The following is an 18,563-nucleotide window of genomic DNA, read 5'->3' as shown; positions in this document are numbered from 1 at the left end:
ACTATGCAATACATGAACAACATACCCATGAAAACAAACCCGGTAGTAGGAGTCGATATCGGCGGATCACACATCACCGCAGCCCTGGTTGATACAACCACTGGCAGCTTGCTCCACGATTCGCTGGTACGCAGGTCGGTAGATCCGCACGCCGATGCCGGAACGATCCTCCACACCTGGCACACTACGATACAACAGGCTGCCCGGTCATTCAAAACAACACCATACGAAGTAGGTATCGCCATGCCCGGCCCCTTCGATTATGAAAAAGGCATATCCCATATCAAAGGATTCAACAAATACGAATCACTATATGGCATGAACGTAAAAGAGTGGTTGGCCAAAGCCTTGAACATTTCCCCTGCATATATCCGGCTGAAGAACGATGCTGTAGCATTCCTGTTGGGAGAGGCGGCTTTCGGCGCAGCCAAAGGATACCACAAGCCGGCAGGGCTCACCTTGGGCACGGGCCTTGGCTCGGCACGCCTCCACGGGCAGGAAGCAGAGATCTGCGATGTGAACATTTCACCATTACACGAAGGCAGGGCGGAAGATTACATTTCCATCCGCTGGTTCCTGCACCGCTACCAATCACTCACAAGCAACAAGGCCCCCAACGTACAATATATAGCAGAACGCATTGCCCGGGAAACAGCCGCTGCACAGATATTCAGCGAGTTTGCCGCCAACCTTGCAATAGTGTTGGAACGGTTCATCGAAGCAGAACAACCCGACATAGTAGTGTTAGGCGGTGGAATAGCCAATGCATTCGATCACTTTTTCCCGGCTGTACAGCAACAACTGCACGCCCGTATCCCTATCCGGCGGGCAACATTGGGCGAAGCCGCAGCCATGGCAGGCGCTGCCAGTACACTGCACCACACTGAACAGCAAAACACTTTACCACTAACCCAACAAAACCAGCCCACCCACTTATGAACAAAGCGGCATTTACCGAGAAGAAATTTGTGATCATTTTCATCTTCGTCACCTCCCTCTTTATGCTCTGGGGTGTGGCCCATTCCATCAGCGATGTACTGAACAAACATTTCCAGAATGTGCTCGACCTCTCCAAAGCACAGTCAGGACTCATACAGTTCTCCGTGTTCGGCGCATATTTTGTCATGAGTATACCCGCCGGCCTCTTCATGAAAAAGTTTGGCTATAAAAAAGGTGTACTATTAGGGCTCACCCTTTTTGCCCTTGGCGCAGCACTCTTCATACCGGCAGCCAACAGCGTGTCCTTCTCTTTCTTCCGCATAGCCCTCTTCATATTGGGTTGCGGCATGGCCGCTCTGGAAACAGTAGCACATCCGTTTGTAGCATCGCTGGGAGATCAACGCACCAGCGACCGTCGCATCAACTTCTCACAATCCTTCAACGCATTGGGCACCATGATCGGCCCGGCACTGGGCAGCAATATCCTGCTGGCAGGCAGCGAAGGATCAGGCGATCTTTCATCCGTAAAAATATTATACGCAGGCATTGCCATCTTTATAGCATTGGTGGCCCTCGCATTCACCTTCGTAAAAGTACCGGCACTCACCGATCCCCACGCTGCTCCCGCAACAAGTGCAGAAGCGGTGAACGTAGATACCACGCCAGGAAAAAAACTCTTCCGGCACCGCCATTTCGTTTGGGCAGCCATAGCACAGTTCTTCAACGTGGCCGCACAGGCAGGCACCTGGGGATTCTTCATCAATTATGGCCATGAAAAAATGGGCTTTAGCGACACCACGGCAGGCAATTACATGATCCTCTTCATGGCCATGATGGCAGCAGGCCGCATCGTAGGCACCTGGCTCATGCAATACATTGCGCCCAACAAACTATTGGCAGCCTTTGCACTCGGCAGCGTCATCTCCTGCATCCTCGTAGCACAAAGCTGGGGCTGGCCTTCCTTCATTGCATTACTGATGATCAACTTCTTCTTCAGCATCATGTTCCCCACCATCTTCAGCCTTGGATTGAAGAACCTGGGCCCACACACACAACAAGCCTCATCATTCATTTCCATGGGTGTTGTTGGCGGCGCATTCTTTCCTTACCTCATGGGCATGACCGCCAACGAAGACGTGGCGAAAGCATATTACCTCCCAATACTATGCTACGCCATCATCTTCCTGTTTGGCGCAAAAGGATATAAAGTAAAAGCATAACGACAGTGAAGAAACCCCTCATCATACTATTAAGCCTCGTCGTAAGCCACACTATGGCACAACAGCCGGTAACAAATCGGGGAGAGAGCACCTATACCAACCCGGTACTACATGCCGACTATTCAGACCCGGATGCGATCAGGGTAGGAAATGATTATTACATGACGGCATCGAGCTTCAATTGCATGCCCGGACTCCCCATCCTGCATTCGAAAGACCTGGTCAACTGGAAACTGATAAACCATGCATTGCCCCAACTCCAACCGGCATCGGTGTACAACCAGCCACAACATGGCAAAGGAGTATGGGCGCCTACGATCGTCTACATCGGAAAAACCTTCTACATCTACTATCCCGATCCCGACTATGGCATCTTCATGATCAGCACCACCGATCCGGCAAAAGCCTGGAGCGAACCACAACTGGTCTTACCGGGTAAAGGCATCATTGACCCTTCGGTAATGAAAGACGATGACGGATCGATGTACCTCGCAGTGGGATGGGCAGGAAGCAGGGCAGGCATCAACAGCCTCCTCACCATCTACCGGTTGAATGCAACAGGCACAAAAACAGTGGATGCCGGAAAACATGTATACGATGGTCACGGTATCGACCACACGGTAGAAGGCCCCAAACTATACAAACGCAACGGCTATTACTACATATTTGCACCCGCAGGAGGAGTAGCTACAGGTTGGCAATTGGTCCTTCGTTCCAAAAATATTTATGGTCCGTATGAACGCAAAGTGGTGATGGACCAGGGCAACACTACGATCAACGGCCCCCACCAGGGAGCATGGGTACAAACCCTTTCAGGCGAACACTGGTTCATGCATTTCCAGGACAAAGGCCCATACGGACGTGTGGTACACCTGCAACCGATGCAATGGAAAAACAACTGGCCCATAATAGGAGAAGACCCCGATGCAGATGGAAAAGGCCAGCCGGTGCTGCAGTTTAGAAAACCTGTCATAACCGGAACTTTTCCGGCAGTACGTCCACCCGAAAACGACGAGTTCAACTCCGATACACTGGGCATGCAATGGCAGTGGCATGCAAACCCACAGATACAATGGTCGGCTTTGCTGAAAGGCACTGGCTTCCTGCGACTCTTTGCATTCCCGTCCGACTCAGGACGCAACCTCTTTACGGTACCAAACCTGCTCCTGCAGAAATTCCCGGCATTGAGCTTTACGGCTACAGCAAAAGTAAAATGGACAGTAGAGTGGGACATATGGCAAGGCAAAAAAGCCGGGCTCCTCATCATGGGCAATGACTACGCCTATGTAAGCATTACCAAAAAAGATTCGAATTACTATGTAACACAAGTTACCTGCAAAGACGCATTGACAGGACAAAAAGAAAATACCATAGAACAACAAGTACTGACAGGCTCAACCGCTTACCTGCGGGTAAAGGTGGAAGGCCCTGATGCACGCTGCCGCTTCTACTATAGCGAAGACGATGTGCAATACAAACCGGTCGGACAACCCTTTACAGCAACCCCCGATAAATGGATCGGAAGCAAAGTAGGATTATCCAGCACCGCACGACCGGATATACGGATCGGAGGATACCTCGATGTCGATTGGTTCAGGATAGAAAAAGACCCAACAGCTATTAAATAAACCCAACAACACTTAACACTAAAACTAAAACCATGCGACGAACTTGCTACTATGTGAAAGGAGGCTGGCCATTTAGATGGCTGCTTGCCTGCCTATGCCTATTCGGACTTGCCGTCCAGACTGCCTCTGCCCAGCAAAAGGCCCGGGAAATAAAAGGAGCGGTCATAGATAAAGAAGGCGTTCCTGTTGAAGGCGCTTCCGTTACGTTGAAAGGCACCCAAACCGGCACCATCACGATCAAAGATGGTCTGTTTGCCATCCGCATACCAGACACACTCAAAAACCCAATCCTGATAATATCCATACTCAACTATATTTCCAAAGAAGTGCCTATTGGCAAAGATGCCATGTACAACATCACGTTGGAAAAACAAAACAACTCGATGGATGAAGTAGTGGTAATTGGCTACGGTACAGTGAGCAAGAAAGATGCTACGGGTTCTGTGGCCCGCGTTAACGTGGAAGAACTGAGAAAAGCACCAGCCCTCACCATCGATCAGGCGCTGGCCGGCCGTGTATCGGGCGTTCAGGTAATATCGGCCGATGGAGAGCCCGGCGCCAACGCAGAAATTATTGTGCGCGGCGTAGGATCAGTTACCCAATCCTCCGCACCACTCTATGTAATAGATGGTTTCCCGCAGGAAGATGCCAATTTCAATGCCATCAATCCCGCAGACATTGAATCGATAGAAGTACTGAAAGACGCCTCATCCACCGCTATCTATGGAGCAAGAGGCTCCAATGGAGTAGTACTTATTACTACCAAAAGAGGTAAATCTGCCAAGCCTGTGCTAAGCTACAATGGCTACTCTGGTTTTCAGACACCCACCAAGCTGATGAAGCTGCTGGACGCCTACGAGTTTGTACGCCTGCAGAACGACGCCAACCCCATTTTTGCCAACGCAGTATACTTTACCAACGGCAAAACCCTCGAAGATTACAGGAATGTGAAAACGATCGATTGGCAGGACATCATGTTCGTTGACAACCCATCCTTCCAGAACCACAACATTTCATTATCCGCCCGCAGCCAGAAAACAGCCTATACCATTTCAGCCTCTTACGGAAACCAGCAAGGCCTTATCATCAACAGCGGCTTCAAACGCTACCAGGCGAGGATAACACTCGACCAGGAAGTGAACGATAAACTCAAAGTAGGCATCAATGTAAACTATGCCAACACCAAAGCATGGGGACAAACACCTTCGAGCCAGAACACACCGATCAACACAAGCGCCAATAATGCCAACTTTAACTTCATGACTACCCTCTGGAGCTACCGGCCGGTGATGGGCGCCAAAGCCGATCCCAATGATGTGAGCTTCATCTATGAGGACCTCCTCGATAACAACATAGACGAAGGAGGAGTGCCGGGCAACGGTCGCGTGAACCCCTATGTACAGGCGATGAACCAGGTGAATGACCGGCTCAACAGCACGATCAATGCCAACGCCTACCTCACCTATAAAATTGCCAGAAACCTGAGCCTCCGTTCCAACGTAGGCGTCAACCTGCTGCGCGGCGACAACTATACCTTCAACAACTCCATGACAAACTCAGGCAGCCCGCTCACCAGCTCGGGCCAAACCTTTGGCATAAATGGCAGCACCAGCACTTCACGCAGCTATAGCTTCCTGAATGAGAACACGATCAACTACAACAAGTCATTCAACAAGCGCCACCGCCTCGATGCAGTAGTAGGCTTCACCTGGCAAAAATGGAACAACGAAAGCTACGGATACTCTGTCACCAACCTGCCCAACGAATCACTCGGCTTCCGGGGACTGGGACAAGGCACGCCAAGAGCAGTATCGTCTGGCTCTTCACTCAGCTCTATGGCATCGTTCCTCGGCAGGGTCAACTACACCTATAGAGATAACTACCTGTTCACACTTTCCATGAGAGCCGACGGTACTTCCAAGTTCCACCCCGATAATCGCTGGGGCTATTTCCCCTCAGGAGCCGTTGCCTGGAGATTCAGCAACGAGTCATTCATGAAAGACCTCACCTTCCTCACGGAAGGCAAGCTGAGATTAAGCCATGGCTTGACAGGCAACAACCGCGTAAGCGACTTTGCCTATAAATCACTCCTCACAGCCAACACATCTACCCTGAGCGGCAGCTATTATTCCATCAACAACCAGATCATGTACAACATTGTGATCAACACAATGGCCAATGCAAACCTCAAATGGGAATCGGGACAACAGACAGATGTAGGATTGGAACTTTCTTTTCTCAACAACAGGATCAGTACCGAACTGGAATATTATAACCGTACTACGAACGACCTGCTGCTGAATGCGAGCATGCCCCACAGCACAGGGTTCACATCCGCCTTTATGAACATAGGCAAAGTAAGGAACTATGGATTTGAACTAACACTGAATACCATCAACATACAGGGAAAACGATTCAACTGGAATACGAGTTTTAATATTTCATTCAACCGGAATATGCTGATGGGCCTCAATAGCGGAGAAGACGCTATGCTGACGATCCGTTCATTCGACGCCAGCGTGGGCAGCGTAACGAACTACATAGCCAAAGTAGGACAACCCATCGCACAATTCTATGGCCTTATTTCAGACGGCATGTACCAGCTCAGTGATTTCTACCTGGTGCCCGATGGCACCAATGGCTTTGCCTATGTACTGAAAGAAGGTGTACCTTATTACAACTTCGGAAGAAACCCCAACAACCTGGGCGATCCTAACCTGAATCCTGCAGGTGGAGTGGCCCAGCCAGGCAGCCCCAAATTTGTGGACATCAACGGAGATGGAATGATCAACGCCAACGATTACACGGTAATTGGCAATCCATATCCAAAACACTATGGCGGATTGATCAACAACTTCAGCTATAAAGGATTCGACCTGAATATTTTCCTGCAGTGGTCCTATGGAAACCAGATACTGAATGCCAATCGCATGAGATTTGAAGGCTCCACCTCCGGCAATGGCTTTCCAACAGCAGTCAATGGAGGATACATCAACCAAAACATGTTTGCCACTTTTGCCAACCGCTGGACGCCCGAAAACCCCAGCAATGTTTATCCAAGCATGAATGCCACTACAGAAGCACTGCGCCAATACTCAACCCGCATCATAGAAGACGGCTCTTACCTGAGAGTAAAAACCGTTCAGTTGGGATATAACCTGCCGCAGAGTTGGCTCAAAAGAGCGAAGATAGCCAATGTAAGATGCTACATCTCCGCACAAAACCTGCTCACCTTTACCAAATACACTGGCCCCGACCCGGAGGTGAATGTTGGTGGAAGCAATCTCGCGCCGGGATTCGATTTTTCACCCTACCCGCGCACAAAAGTATATACCGCAGGCCTAAACCTCTCCCTCTAAAGAATCAAAGCTAAGTTGTATGAAAAAAATATTCCTCTTATTAACAATAGCACTACCAGCCCTTAGTTCCTGCAACAAATTGCTGGACACCGAACCCAACGGCGCCATCGTGCCCGAAAACGCCTATGCCTCCGCCGCACAAATAAGAGCAGCAGTCACGGGCATATACACCAACCTCAAATACGGTGTGAACTATGCCAATGCTTATTCTGCCATGTACACAGCACCCACCGATGAAGCATACTATTACAACCAGACAGGCTTTGCCAACTTTGCCGCAACAGCCAACGATGGCACCACCAACAACCCCAACAACATGTGGCGCGCTTGCTATCAATCGATCAACTATGCCAACAGTTTGCTCGACAATATCGACGCCTCTGCTGCCGGCAAAGTAAGCGCCGATACAGTACGCCGCGCAAAAGGCGAAGCATTGTTCCTGCGCGGCTTTTATTATTTTATTCTGGCACAATGGTGGGGCGATGTTCCCTTACAACTACACGCCACATCCGACCCCAGCCAGGGGCAGATACCACGCACCCCCATAAAGCAGGTATATCAGCAGGTAATCGCCGACATGACACAGGCCGATTCACTCCTGTATGACCAGACCTATACCACACAAGGCTACACCGACCGCATTACCCGCACCGGCATACAAGGCATGCTGGCAAGAGTAAACCTCTACATGGCAGGCCAACCGGTAAACGACAAAGAGCGCTACAAAGACGTAATATACTGGTGCAACAAGGTCATCAGCTCTGGCGAACATGGCCTGATGTCAACTTACCCCCAGGTGTTTATCGACGAATCGAGAGATGTGTACAACAAGGAAAATATGTTTGAGATCGGCTCCGTACAAAATGCAGTAGGATTGGTATCCTCATCACTTTCAACAGGCATCATCGTAGGAGTCCCCATGACACTGAGCGATAGTAACTATGTCAACGGCTACCTCAAACTACACCCACGTCAATATTTCAAATATGAGCCCGGCGATTACCGCCGCGATTGGAACATTGGCAATTACTTCCACAACAACACCGCCATTTTCGCCACCAGCAACAATGCCCTTACCCTCAACGAGTACAGCGGCACCACAGTAGGCGTAAAAACACCACTGCCATTCAACAGACTTTGGAGCAGGCACCCGGCAAAGTGGAGAAGAGAATATGAATCCGCAGTGAGCCGCTCATTCAGGACCGGCAACTCCACCAACTACCCGGTACTTCGCTATGCCGATGTACTCCTCATGCTGGCTGAAGCCGAAAATGAATTGAATGGGCCTACTACCATTGCTTTTGACGCACTTAACCAGGTGCGCCGCAGGTCAATATCACCAACCAGGATCGTAGACAGCCTCCAATTCGTAGTGGGCACAGGCTATACAAGCACACCAGCCGTCACCTATACCCGTGGCGATGGGACTGGCTTTGCATTCAACGCCATCTACATCAGGGCCACCGGCGCCACGTCTGGCACCTTCCAGGTATTACTCACAGGGCAGGGTAGTGGCTACAACACGGTAGCTCCCACCATCACCATTGGCAACAAATGGACAACCGGTACAGCATACACCGTAGGCACACAGGTGGCAGCGCCAAACGGACTGCTATATACCGTAACAGCCAACGGCACAGCAACAGCCACACCACCCACCAACACGAGCGGTGCATCCAGCGCGGCAGCAACAGGCGCAGTATTCACCTATGCAGGCGTTGCAGCCACGGCCGTAGCCTACCTCAGCCCAACGCCTGTCGTAGATTACACGCCAGCCCTCTTAGGCACAAAAGGCATTGATCTTCGTCAGGCAATCAGGGATGAACGCTCGAGAGAACTTTGCTTTGAATCATTAAGGCTCCCCGACCTGAAAAGATGGGGCATACTCATCACAACCATCAGAGGATTGGCAGCCGACATCAATGGCACAAACCCCAACTATCCGTTCATCCAGTCCATCGTGGCTGAAATGGGCAACGGAGCAGATAATATACCGATGACACCGGTACAAAACGTGTCCGAGAAAGACATGTTCTTTCCGATACCTGCATGGGACCTCATTTTCAATGCAAAACTCACGCAGAACTTAGGGTATTAAAACAATCAAAACGATCAGTATGAAAAAAGTCAAATATCTATACGCCATGACGATACTTGCACTCCTCGCATCATGCAGCAAGTATGTGGTCGATTCGGCAGACGACTTTAATGTGACCACAACCGCAACAACCTACAAAACAACAGACACGGTACTGTTCCGGTTCTCAGGAAACCCGGACTACATCAATTACTACTCCGGAGAACCAGGCTCCAGCTACGAATACGCAACAGCCAAAAATGTTACACCCGACTCGGCATTATTGATCTTTTCCACTACCACCACGGCCCCGGGAGCCGCCACACAACCATTGGATAAAAACAGGGTATCACTGCTGGTATCGACAAACTTTAGCGGTATGATGGACGTGGCCAATATAAAAGCAGCCACCTGGACCGACATATCAGCCTCCGCCACCTGGGCGCCATCTACGGCAACCATATCATCGGGAGTAGTTAAAGTTCACCAATACCGGCAGGAAGGAAAGCCACTCTACATCGCATTCCGCTATACTTCCGACACGGCCAGAACAGGCTACCTGCCACGCAGATGGGTGATCAACACATTCAACCTGCGCAGCTTTTTCAACAGCGTATTCATTCCACATGCAGGCGGCAACTCCGGCACCAACCTGCCATTTACAACCGGCTCCTTTTACAACAAAAGCGTGCTCGACAGCACCAACAACTGGGTATATGGCAATACATCACTCACCTTCAACGCACCGGCATTGGGCGCTTTACCCAATGAAGATTGGAGCATCTCCAGAGGCTTCGACCTCACACAATACATACCCGATGTGGCAGTTGGCATCAAAAGACCCAACGCGAGATTGGAGAACTACCAATACAGATTCACAAAAGCGGGCACGTACAAAGTGGTATTTGTGGCCAAAAACCAGACCGCTGAAAAAGTGAGAGAAGTGGTAAGAACAATAACCCTTACAATAACAAACTAAGACCTGTTATTTATGAACATATCATTCAACATAAGATCACTGACAGCATACCTGATGATGACAGCAGCATTGATAGGATGTTCCAAAGATGAAGAAACACCCTATAAAGACAAAGGCTACATGTATTTTGGCGGCGAGGCCACCTTTGCACAAATGAAGCCAACACCCGCGGTTCCCTCCACGGGCAAGGCGATCTTCTTTGGCAGGTACGACAACAACTCACAGGTATTTAACTACTCCGTAAAATGGGAACGCATGACCTCGCTGGTGCCCAGGGCCGATTTGTATTTCCCTTCCAACAACGTACAAAATGGACTCGCCCAAAGGAACATTTTCAACGCCACGCCACCAAGGCCGGAAACTGACAGCGCCACAGGCTACTTCTGGAGCAACCGTCCACTCTCCACAACTGAACTCGCCGACCTGAAAGCCGGCAAAGTCTATTTCCAGCTCAACACACAAAACAACACGGGCGGTGAAATAAGAGGCTATATAACACTTACGGAAGACAGGACGAACCCCTGATAAGAATTGAACAATTATGATAAAAACAATGATCAGCAGAAATGGAGTAGTAAGCATGGCAACAGTTGTTGCCATGCTTACTGCAGTTGCAGTTAGTGCACAATCACATTATCCCGGCCAGCACGCAGGCATGTTTGCCTTGCAGGATAAACTTGCACCAAAAGTACAAGCCTTCAACCTCGATGAGGTACGCCTGCTGGACAGCCGTTTCAAACAAAACACGAAGCGGGAGATCGACTGGCTAATGAACATAGACACCAAAAGATTACTCCACAGCTTTAAAATATTTGCAGGCATGGCCGATGGCGTGGAAGGAGGTTATTTCGAGATAAAGAAACTCGCCGGATGGGAATCACTCGACTGCGAGCTGCGCGGGCACACCACTGGCCATATCCTTTCTGCATTAGCCCTGCTCTATGCAGGCACGGGCGAACAACGCTTTAAACAAAAAGCCGATACGATGATAAACGTGCTGGCCGAGGTGCAGCAAGCCCTTAACCAGGACGGCTACCTGAGCGCCTTCCCCCAGGAACTCATCAACCGCAACCTCGAAGGCAAAAGCGTGTGGGCGCCCTGGTACACCCTCCACAAGATCATGGCAGGCCTGATCGACCAGTACCTCTATTGCAACAACGATAAAGCCCTCGATATTGTCAAACACATGAGCGCATGGGCCTACAAAAAACTTAGCCCCGTTGGGGCTGAGCAACGCACCAGGATGCTGCGCAACGAATTTGGCGGTGTTAACGAGTGCTTTTATAATCTGTACGCCATCACAGGCAATCCACACGACAAATGGCTGGGAGAGTTCTTTTACCACAACGACCGCCTCGACCCGTTGAAAGAAGAAAAAGACGTGCTGAATCCACACCATGCCAACACCTACATACCCAAACTGCTGGGACTTACCCGGGCATATGAGATCGAAGGAAGCGGCGATGGTCACCAGGTAGCCAATTTCTTTTGGAACACAGTGGTCAGCCACCACAGCTTTGTCACGGGCAGCAACAGCCACAAAGAACATTTCTTTGCACCGGATTCTATCTCTACACACCTCACAGGGCTTACCGGCGAAACCTGCAACACCTACAACATGCTGAAACTTACACGCCACCTCTACACCCATACCGGCGATGTAAAATATGCCGATTACTATGAGAAAGCCCTCGTCAACCACATACTGGGCCAGCAGGATACCACCACAGGCATGGTGGCCTACTTTCTGCCCATGCTCTCAGGAGCATACAAAGTATACAGCCAGCCCGACAGCTCATTCTGGTGCTGCGTTGGCTCAGGCTTTGAGAACCATGCCAAATACAACGAAGCCATCTATTACCACAGCGATAACAGCATATATGTAAATCTCTTTATCGCTTCAGAATTGAATTGGAAAGAAAAAAACTTTACCCTGCGTCAGGAAACCGGTTTTCCATACAGCGATAAAACAATCCTCACGATTACACAAGCTGCTGCCGGTGCGCCATCATTGCAAATCCGCTACCCCTCATGGGCTACCAACGGAGCAGTGGTTAAGATCAACGGTAAAGCAGTTAAGATGAAACAGGTGCCGGGAAGTTATATAACATTGGACCATGCATGGAAAACAGGCGACAAAGTAGAGATAACATTCCCCATGAGCCTGAGGCTCGTGCCTGCGAACGACAATCCCCGGGTAGCCGCCGTTGCCTATGGACCGGTGGTGTTGGCTGCCAGATTAGGCAAAAACTTCACGGGACGAGCCCCCTTTTCAGACCCCACTGTTAAAAATGATTACTATACATACAACTATAAAGTGCCGGCAGGCATCACTTCAGATTTGAACATCGGAAGCACTAAGCTGTCAGATGTCCTTGAGCCGGTTACAGAAGCGCCATTAACTTTCAGGATTAAGAACACCGGAATATTGATGGCGCCCCTCTTCGACATACACCAGGAACGATACAACGTATATTGGAATATCAGATAAAATACACACACCATAAATGAAAAAAGTAAACCTCTTAATATACTCCCTGTTGTTGATGATAAGCGCCAGCGCCCAGAACTCAGTGTTGGATGAGTTGATATTTGGGGACCCGGCATCGGAACAAAAACATGCACTGTCCGAAAAAGCAACCAAAGCAATCAAAGGAGGACTTGATGAGCCTGCACGCATGCTATTGCCCATAGAATCAGAAAGAGTGGAAGGCGGCAATGTCAGTTTTAAGATACAGGTAGATCCACAAAAACAAAACTATATCACCGTTCGGTTTTGGGGCAGCGATGCTGGCGATGACAACATCCTGATACTTTTCATTGAAGGAGACCAGATCGGCTACCGCCACCTGGGCGATTACGATATGCTATACCTGGCCAACAAAGAAAAACCATTCTTGGGCCGCTTTCATTACACCACCATGCCATTGCCCGTTAAATACACCAAAGGCAAAACAGAGGTGAACATAAGCATCCGCAGCACCGGCGGATACAATCGCTATTCACCCACATTCGAACAGTATCAGAAAAAAATGAAAGAACCGGCCAAAGCCATCTACAAAGCCTATTCACATACCAATGGCTACCTGGACATTGCCAAAGAGGAGAAACAGGGAACACTGCCTGCTAGCACAGGCATAAGAAAAACACCCGGAGAAGAAGTACTGAAAGAAGTAAAAACCCTGTTGAACAAAGAGATCGACAAAATGATGAATAAGGCAGTGCCAACCCAGGATGAGATACACCTGTTGGCAGAAGCATATTACATCAAATGGACCAATGTATACAATGACAAAAAAGTGATCAGGAAAACCATAGAACTGGCCGACCTCTATGCAAAACGCTATGAGGTCGAAGGAGCGAAACTCTACGAAGACTCATGGGTCACCACAGGTCCCCTTTGCATGACCATCCGCTATTTCATTGATGATATAAAGCCAGAGTTGGATAAAGACCCGGCCCGTAAAGCTAAGTGGGCAACACTTTTCAAAGCATGTGTGGATTATGCCAAAACACACCGCCGCGGTTACACCAACCAGGGTATGATTGTAGACTGGTGCCTCTACGAAGTCAACAACACCCTTTCCATGATAGCCCCTGAACTGGCCTTGCCGAAAGCACAAACATTGAACTACCTATACGAAGCCGTCGGACTTAAACCCTGGCTGGGTAGCGAAACACCCAATGGGCCCGACAAACGCTACGGCAACAATTATTACCAGCTCACCGATAAAGGATTGACCAAAGAACTGGGCTTTGTAGGCGGCTATGGCGAAATAGGATACTGGGCCATGTACATTTATAACGCCACTGCCGAAAGAGGTAAACCCAATTCGGGCGACACAAAGCTGAGAGAGCAGCTACTGAAGATGACGAAAGCCCGTACCTACTTCCGCAACATATCCACAGATGAAGACGGCTATAAAACCATGCGCGCCGAAGCCGTGATCGGTTGGCGCGATCCCTATCCATACCCCGGCTATATCATGTACGGCGAAAAAGGTTCCACAAGAGAGACCACGCCACTGATGGTAACAGCAACCACCTTGGACCCGGAGCTGATAGGATATGCACAACAGATGTTAGCCGATCACCAGTTCTTCAATGTAATAAAAGACAAGATGAACGACAAAGGCACCACATCACTCAAAACATTATTGCGCGTGCCCGATGAATATGAGCTGATAATAAAGCAACCTAAACAAAACCATCAGCTGCCCATGACACCCGGCCAGCCCGACTTCGTATTCACCGATGAAGAAAACGGCGTAGTAGCATTTAAGAACGGTGAAGAAACATTCTATACATCGTTGTACTGGCGCTCCAACTATGCAGTCAACTTCCTGGCAAGAGTCCATTACACCACGCCAACCGTCGACCACATTGCTACAGTATTCGAGGATGTGCAATACACACCATCCGGCATGACCTACAAGCGCCCGCAACGCATCAACCTCGCATTTTCAAACGCGCGCGATTTTTATCCTGGTATCAAATCTGCACACACCGGCGAAGAGTTACCGATTGCCAAAATACCCGACGGCATCAGCTTTAAACCGGGCGATGAAAATGTACACGCCGGCAAAGGCGATTTTTATACACTCCAATACGGCAAATACCTGATTACCCTCAACACCACTACAGATAAGAACTTTACATTGCAGGTGCCTGCAGGATACAAAAAAGTAACAGCCCTGACAGACAACAGGAAAACCGTGACACAAAAACAAATACAGGTAAAACCACGGACAACCGTAGTATTGATATTGGAAAACTAAAGAATATGCAGAAAACACCACTAACGATTACAATACTATTAATGCTGACACTCCATACTTCAGCACAAACATTTGTACATCCCGGGATACTGCATGCAAGATCGTCCCTGGATAGAATAAGAGAAATGGTGAAAGCAAAAAAAGAACCCTGGTTGGGCGCGTTTGAAAAATTGAAAAAATACCCGCAGGCTGCTGCTGATTATAAAATAAAAGGCCCATTTGTACAGGTTTCCCGGGATGCTGAAAAGAAACTCCATAAAGCAGAAGTCGACAGCGATTGCAATGCAGTCTACTACAATGCCATCATGTGGATCGCTACAGGCAATGAAGCCCATGCAAAAAAGGCGGTGGAAATTTTAAACGCCTACGCGTACACTTTGAAAGAGATCATACCACGGGATGCAGAATTGTTGGCGGGGTTGAATGGCTCACAGTTTATCAATGGCGCTGAGATACTGAGGTACACCTACAAGGGCTGGAAAAAGAAGAACATTGAGCAAACAGAAAAGATGTTCCGCGAGGTCTTTTATCCCTGGGCAAAAGACTATGCAGAATTTGCCAATGGCAACTGGGGCAATGCCTGCATCAAAATGGTAATGGCGATCGGTGTATTTTGCAACGACAGCACCGTGTTTCAGCAGGGAGTCACTTACTACCTCCACGGCAAAGGCAATGGTAGCCTGTTGAACTATGTGATCAATGAAGCAGGACAGGGGCAGGAGAGTGGGAGAGATCAGCCACATGCACAACTGGGACTTGGCAACCTCGCTGAGTGTGCCGAAATAGCCTGGAACCAGGGTGTCGATCTATATGGAGCTTATGACAACCGTTTGCTGAAAGGCTACGAGTACACAGCGAAGTATCTTTTGGGAAACGAAGTACCATTTGTGCCATACACAGATAAAACAGGTAAATACAAACACGATAAAATTTCAGACAAAGGCCGCGATGAAATACGTCCGGTATACGAGATCGTGTTGAACCACTACAAAAATCGCAGGCACCTGGCCACAACCTATATCCAACAAATAGTAAATAAGATCCGCCCCGAAGACGCAGGCCCACGGCCCTATGATCAACCAGGCTTTGGCACCTTGCTTTTCACAGAAAAATAAAGAAAGATGATACACATGAATAAGTCGACACTAAGATTATTACTATCAGGTTGTTGCTGCCTCCTTTCATGCACTATGTTGCTGGCGCAGATACCTACTGTCAAAAAGATAAAAGCCCATCCATACCTGTATTTTACAGACGACCGCATACAACAAGCCAAAAGCCGGATGGAGAAAGACACCACCATGCAGGCTGCATGGCGACGGATAAGATCGAATGCCGATGCAGTAGTACAATCAGGTAAAGGTGGAGACATAGGCGAGTTGGGGCTGGCCTATCGCATGACGAAAGATAAAAATTACGCCTTGCAGACAAAGCGGTTGCTGCAGGATATGCTGAAAAGCAAAGCCTGGGACAGGTTAGACGATCGCACCCCGGTATGGAACTCAGCCCTGGGCACAGGACATAAGAACGGCATAGCAGCCACGGCCTTTGATGCCATTTACGATATATTGACACCAGCCGAACGAAAAGAGATGGCCGGCCGCATTGTTGAGCTGGGCATTAAACCATCCATCGATGACTGGATGTCGACAGATAAACGCTTGCACACCCTCAATTCCATGGGACACAATTGGTGGAGCGCATTAGTATTCAACGTAGGCGTGGCATCCCTCGCCGTTATGAACGAAGTACCCGAAGCAAAACAGTGGGCCGCCGATGCAATGGAAGCAGCCGATGAGTGGTTCGCTTTCAACGGCAGTGTGCTGGAAAACAAAGTTTCCAACTTCGATCCCAGAGGAGGCTTTTATGAAAGCATTGGTTATGCCAACTATGGCGTGGGCGAATACCTGATGTTTCGGCTGGCATGGACAAATGCAGTAGAGCCCATCACCCGCACATACGACGACCTGTTGAAGCAAACCATAAACTGGTTCATAGACATGAGCTATCCCCGCAACGGCCAACTCTACTCACTCAACTTCGGAGATGGCAGCTATACCTCCAATGGAGAAAAACCCACCAAGCTGATGATGGCGTTGGGATTCACTGACCCTAATTATGTATGGTACCTGCAACAAACAAAAAAAGGCTCCTTCCGCGAAGACCTTTCAGTAAGCAATCCGATCGGCCTATTATACAACCCTGCTTTACCTGCAGCAGAAGTTAAAGCAGCAAGACCACTATCAGCCTTGTACGACAATATGGGGTGGGCTTCATTGCGTTCCTCCTGGGATAAAGACGCCACACTGCTGGGCATCAAGTCCGGCTTCACCTGGAACCATGCACATGCTGATGCGGGCTCTTTCATGCTATGGCACAAAGGCAAAAAGCTGCTCATCGATGGAGGCAACGTCAACTATGGCAACCCGAAATACAGCAGCTATTCAGTACGCAGCGACGCACACAACGTAATACTCTTCAACGGCAAGGCACAGGAATACCAGGACCAGTATCATGCAGTTAAAACACCTGGCAGCTTACACAACCTGATAGACGCAGGAAGTTTGAAATACATTCTTGCCGATGCAACAGGTCCCACAGCAAGAACCTTTCTGCGCAACTTCAGAAACGTGCTGTGGATAGACAATGTGATACTGATCATTGACGATGTGAAAGCCCATGAAACAGGCCAGTTTGAATGGCTGCTCCATACAGAAGTGGAGGCAAAGAAAAAAGGCATCGACTTTGAAGTCGCCCAAGAAGGAGCCGCTGTGCTGGTGCGTCCCTTGTTTCCTGAGACATTACCCAACGGCTACCCTCATGATTTTCCGGAGAAGATGCGTTGGCAGGAACGCCAGGGAGTAAAAGACCATGATCCCAACAGCACTACAACCTATTACTCCTTCATGCCACCGCAGCAGGCACAACAAACAAAGTTTGTGACAGCCATATTGCTGCTCGACGAAACCAACAAACCACTTGAAAGCAGCGGCCTTGGTCGCGGCATGACCAGCGACAAAGAACAGCGCAGCGGTTTACCTAAAATAGAAAGGCTGGAAGGCAAAGACATGATTGGCGTACGCATCACTAATAATGGCAACGTGACCGATGTGTTCATCAACCTGATGGCCGATGGCAGGATCATGCACCGCAATAGCCACAACGTGATAGAAGGGTGGGAGACCGATGCCTACATTCTCTCATTCACTTACCCCGTAGGCAAAGATGCCGCACAGTTTAGCCGCCTGTTTGTAGCAAACGGCAGCTACGTCCGCAAGCCTGCCAATGAGGTGTTGAGTACGTTATCGAAAGTATTTATGAACGCCGAAGTTAATAACCACAATGCAGAAGTGCTATTGCAAGGCCAGCCTGTTATGAAAGTGCAGTTGAAACTGCCACAGCGCATATCAGCCTGGCAGGTAAACCATTCGCCAGCACAGATAACAACCGGCAGCAATAGCGCATCGGTAATACGCTTGCAGCAGAAATAAAGAAACTAAAGTACCATACAAAAGCAAAAAGCCCTGAAATGAAGTGCCCCCAAAAAGTTAGACACTTATGGGGGCATTTTTTATGGATAAAC

Annotated in this window: 11 protein-coding genes; all 11 read left to right on the top strand. The window is 49.1% G+C overall.

From position 1 onward, the window contains the following. Positions 1-3 precede the first annotated feature (3 nt). From AC5JBY_RS27970 to AC5JBY_RS27920, 11 genes are read left to right on the top strand one after another with little or no spacing between them, the layout of a single operon-like run. Positions 4-939 carry an ROK family protein gene (locus tag AC5JBY_RS27970; protein ID WP_495907983.1) on the top strand — a complete coding sequence of 312 codons (936 nt, stop codon included), beginning with the start codon at positions 4-6 and terminating at the stop codon, positions 937-939. Beyond that, complete coding sequence (locus AC5JBY_RS27965; RefSeq protein ID WP_495907982.1) at positions 936-2,159, top strand: sugar MFS transporter; 1,224 nt, start codon at positions 936-938, stop codon at positions 2,157-2,159. Before AC5JBY_RS27970 ends, AC5JBY_RS27965 begins: the two co-directional genes overlap by 4 nt. 5 nt (positions 2,160-2,164) lie before the next feature. Further along, positions 2,165-3,787 carry a glycoside hydrolase family 43 protein gene (locus tag AC5JBY_RS27960; RefSeq protein ID WP_495907981.1) on the top strand — a complete coding sequence of 541 codons (1,623 nt, stop codon included), beginning with the start codon at positions 2,165-2,167 and terminating at the stop codon, positions 3,785-3,787. Positions 3,788-3,819: 32 nt separating this feature from the next. Next, positions 3,820-7,146 (top strand): SusC/RagA family TonB-linked outer membrane protein, encoded by a 3,327-nt coding sequence (locus AC5JBY_RS27955; protein ID WP_495907980.1) that lies wholly within the window; start codon positions 3,820-3,822, stop codon positions 7,144-7,146. 19 nt (positions 7,147-7,165) lie between these two features. Continuing rightward, on the top strand, positions 7,166-9,244 hold the full coding sequence (locus AC5JBY_RS27950; protein ID WP_495907979.1) for a RagB/SusD family nutrient uptake outer membrane protein: 2,079 nt from the start codon (positions 7,166-7,168) through the stop codon (positions 9,242-9,244). A gap of 19 nt (positions 9,245-9,263) precedes the next feature. Beyond that, positions 9,264-10,202 carry a DUF5017 domain-containing protein gene (locus AC5JBY_RS27945; RefSeq protein ID WP_495907978.1) on the top strand — a complete coding sequence of 313 codons (939 nt, stop codon included), beginning with the start codon at positions 9,264-9,266 and terminating at the stop codon, positions 10,200-10,202. A 12-nt stretch (positions 10,203-10,214) separates the two neighbouring features. Beyond that, the gene (locus tag AC5JBY_RS27940) at positions 10,215-10,727 is read left to right on the top strand and encodes a CHRD domain-containing protein (protein WP_495907977.1); all 513 of its coding nucleotides are present in this window, start codon (positions 10,215-10,217) and stop codon (positions 10,725-10,727) included. Positions 10,728-10,743: 16 nt separating this feature from the next. After that, a complete protein-coding gene (locus tag AC5JBY_RS27935; protein ID WP_495907976.1) occupies positions 10,744-12,693 on the top strand; it encodes a glycoside hydrolase family 127 protein in 1,950 nt (649 codons plus the stop codon). Positions 12,694-12,709: 16 nt separating this feature from the next. Next, positions 12,710-14,980 carry a hypothetical protein gene (locus AC5JBY_RS27930; protein WP_495907975.1) on the top strand — a complete coding sequence of 757 codons (2,271 nt, stop codon included), beginning with the start codon at positions 12,710-12,712 and terminating at the stop codon, positions 14,978-14,980. Positions 14,981-14,985: 5 nt separating this feature from the next. Beyond that, entirely contained in the window at positions 14,986-16,095 is a 1,110-nt protein-coding gene (locus tag AC5JBY_RS27925) for an alginate lyase family protein (RefSeq protein ID WP_495907974.1), read from the top strand. Between the two features lie 15 nt (positions 16,096-16,110). Further along, complete coding sequence (locus AC5JBY_RS27920; protein WP_495907973.1) at positions 16,111-18,471, top strand: heparinase II/III domain-containing protein; 2,361 nt, start codon at positions 16,111-16,113, stop codon at positions 18,469-18,471. Positions 18,472-18,563 lie beyond the last annotated feature (92 nt).

This window comes from Paraflavitalea sp., from assembly GCF_059502485.1.
This window is presented reverse-complemented; position numbering and strand designations above follow the sequence as displayed.

What these genes read in the sequence shown, in the direction of transcription:
- AC5JBY_RS27970 (WP_495907983.1), top strand. Translation starts at nt 4, where the DNA reads ATGCAATACATGAACAACATACCCATGAAAACAAACCCGGTAGTAGGA.
- AC5JBY_RS27965 (WP_495907982.1), top strand. Translation starts at nt 936, where the DNA reads ATGAACAAAGCGGCATTTACCGAGAAGAAATTTGTGATCATTTTCATC.
- AC5JBY_RS27955 (WP_495907980.1), top strand. Translation starts at nt 3,820, where the DNA reads ATGCGACGAACTTGCTACTATGTGAAAGGAGGCTGGCCATTTAGATGG.
- AC5JBY_RS27950 (WP_495907979.1), top strand. Translation starts at nt 7,166, where the DNA reads ATGAAAAAAATATTCCTCTTATTAACAATAGCACTACCAGCCCTTAGT.
- AC5JBY_RS27945 (WP_495907978.1), top strand. Translation starts at nt 9,264, where the DNA reads ATGAAAAAAGTCAAATATCTATACGCCATGACGATACTTGCACTCCTC.
- AC5JBY_RS27940 (WP_495907977.1), top strand. Translation starts at nt 10,215, where the DNA reads ATGAACATATCATTCAACATAAGATCACTGACAGCATACCTGATGATG.
- AC5JBY_RS27935 (WP_495907976.1), top strand. Translation starts at nt 10,744, where the DNA reads ATGATAAAAACAATGATCAGCAGAAATGGAGTAGTAAGCATGGCAACA.
- AC5JBY_RS27930 (WP_495907975.1), top strand. Translation starts at nt 12,710, where the DNA reads ATGAAAAAAGTAAACCTCTTAATATACTCCCTGTTGTTGATGATAAGC.
- AC5JBY_RS27925 (WP_495907974.1), top strand. Translation starts at nt 14,986, where the DNA reads ATGCAGAAAACACCACTAACGATTACAATACTATTAATGCTGACACTC.
- AC5JBY_RS27920 (WP_495907973.1), top strand. Translation starts at nt 16,111, where the DNA reads ATGAATAAGTCGACACTAAGATTATTACTATCAGGTTGTTGCTGCCTC.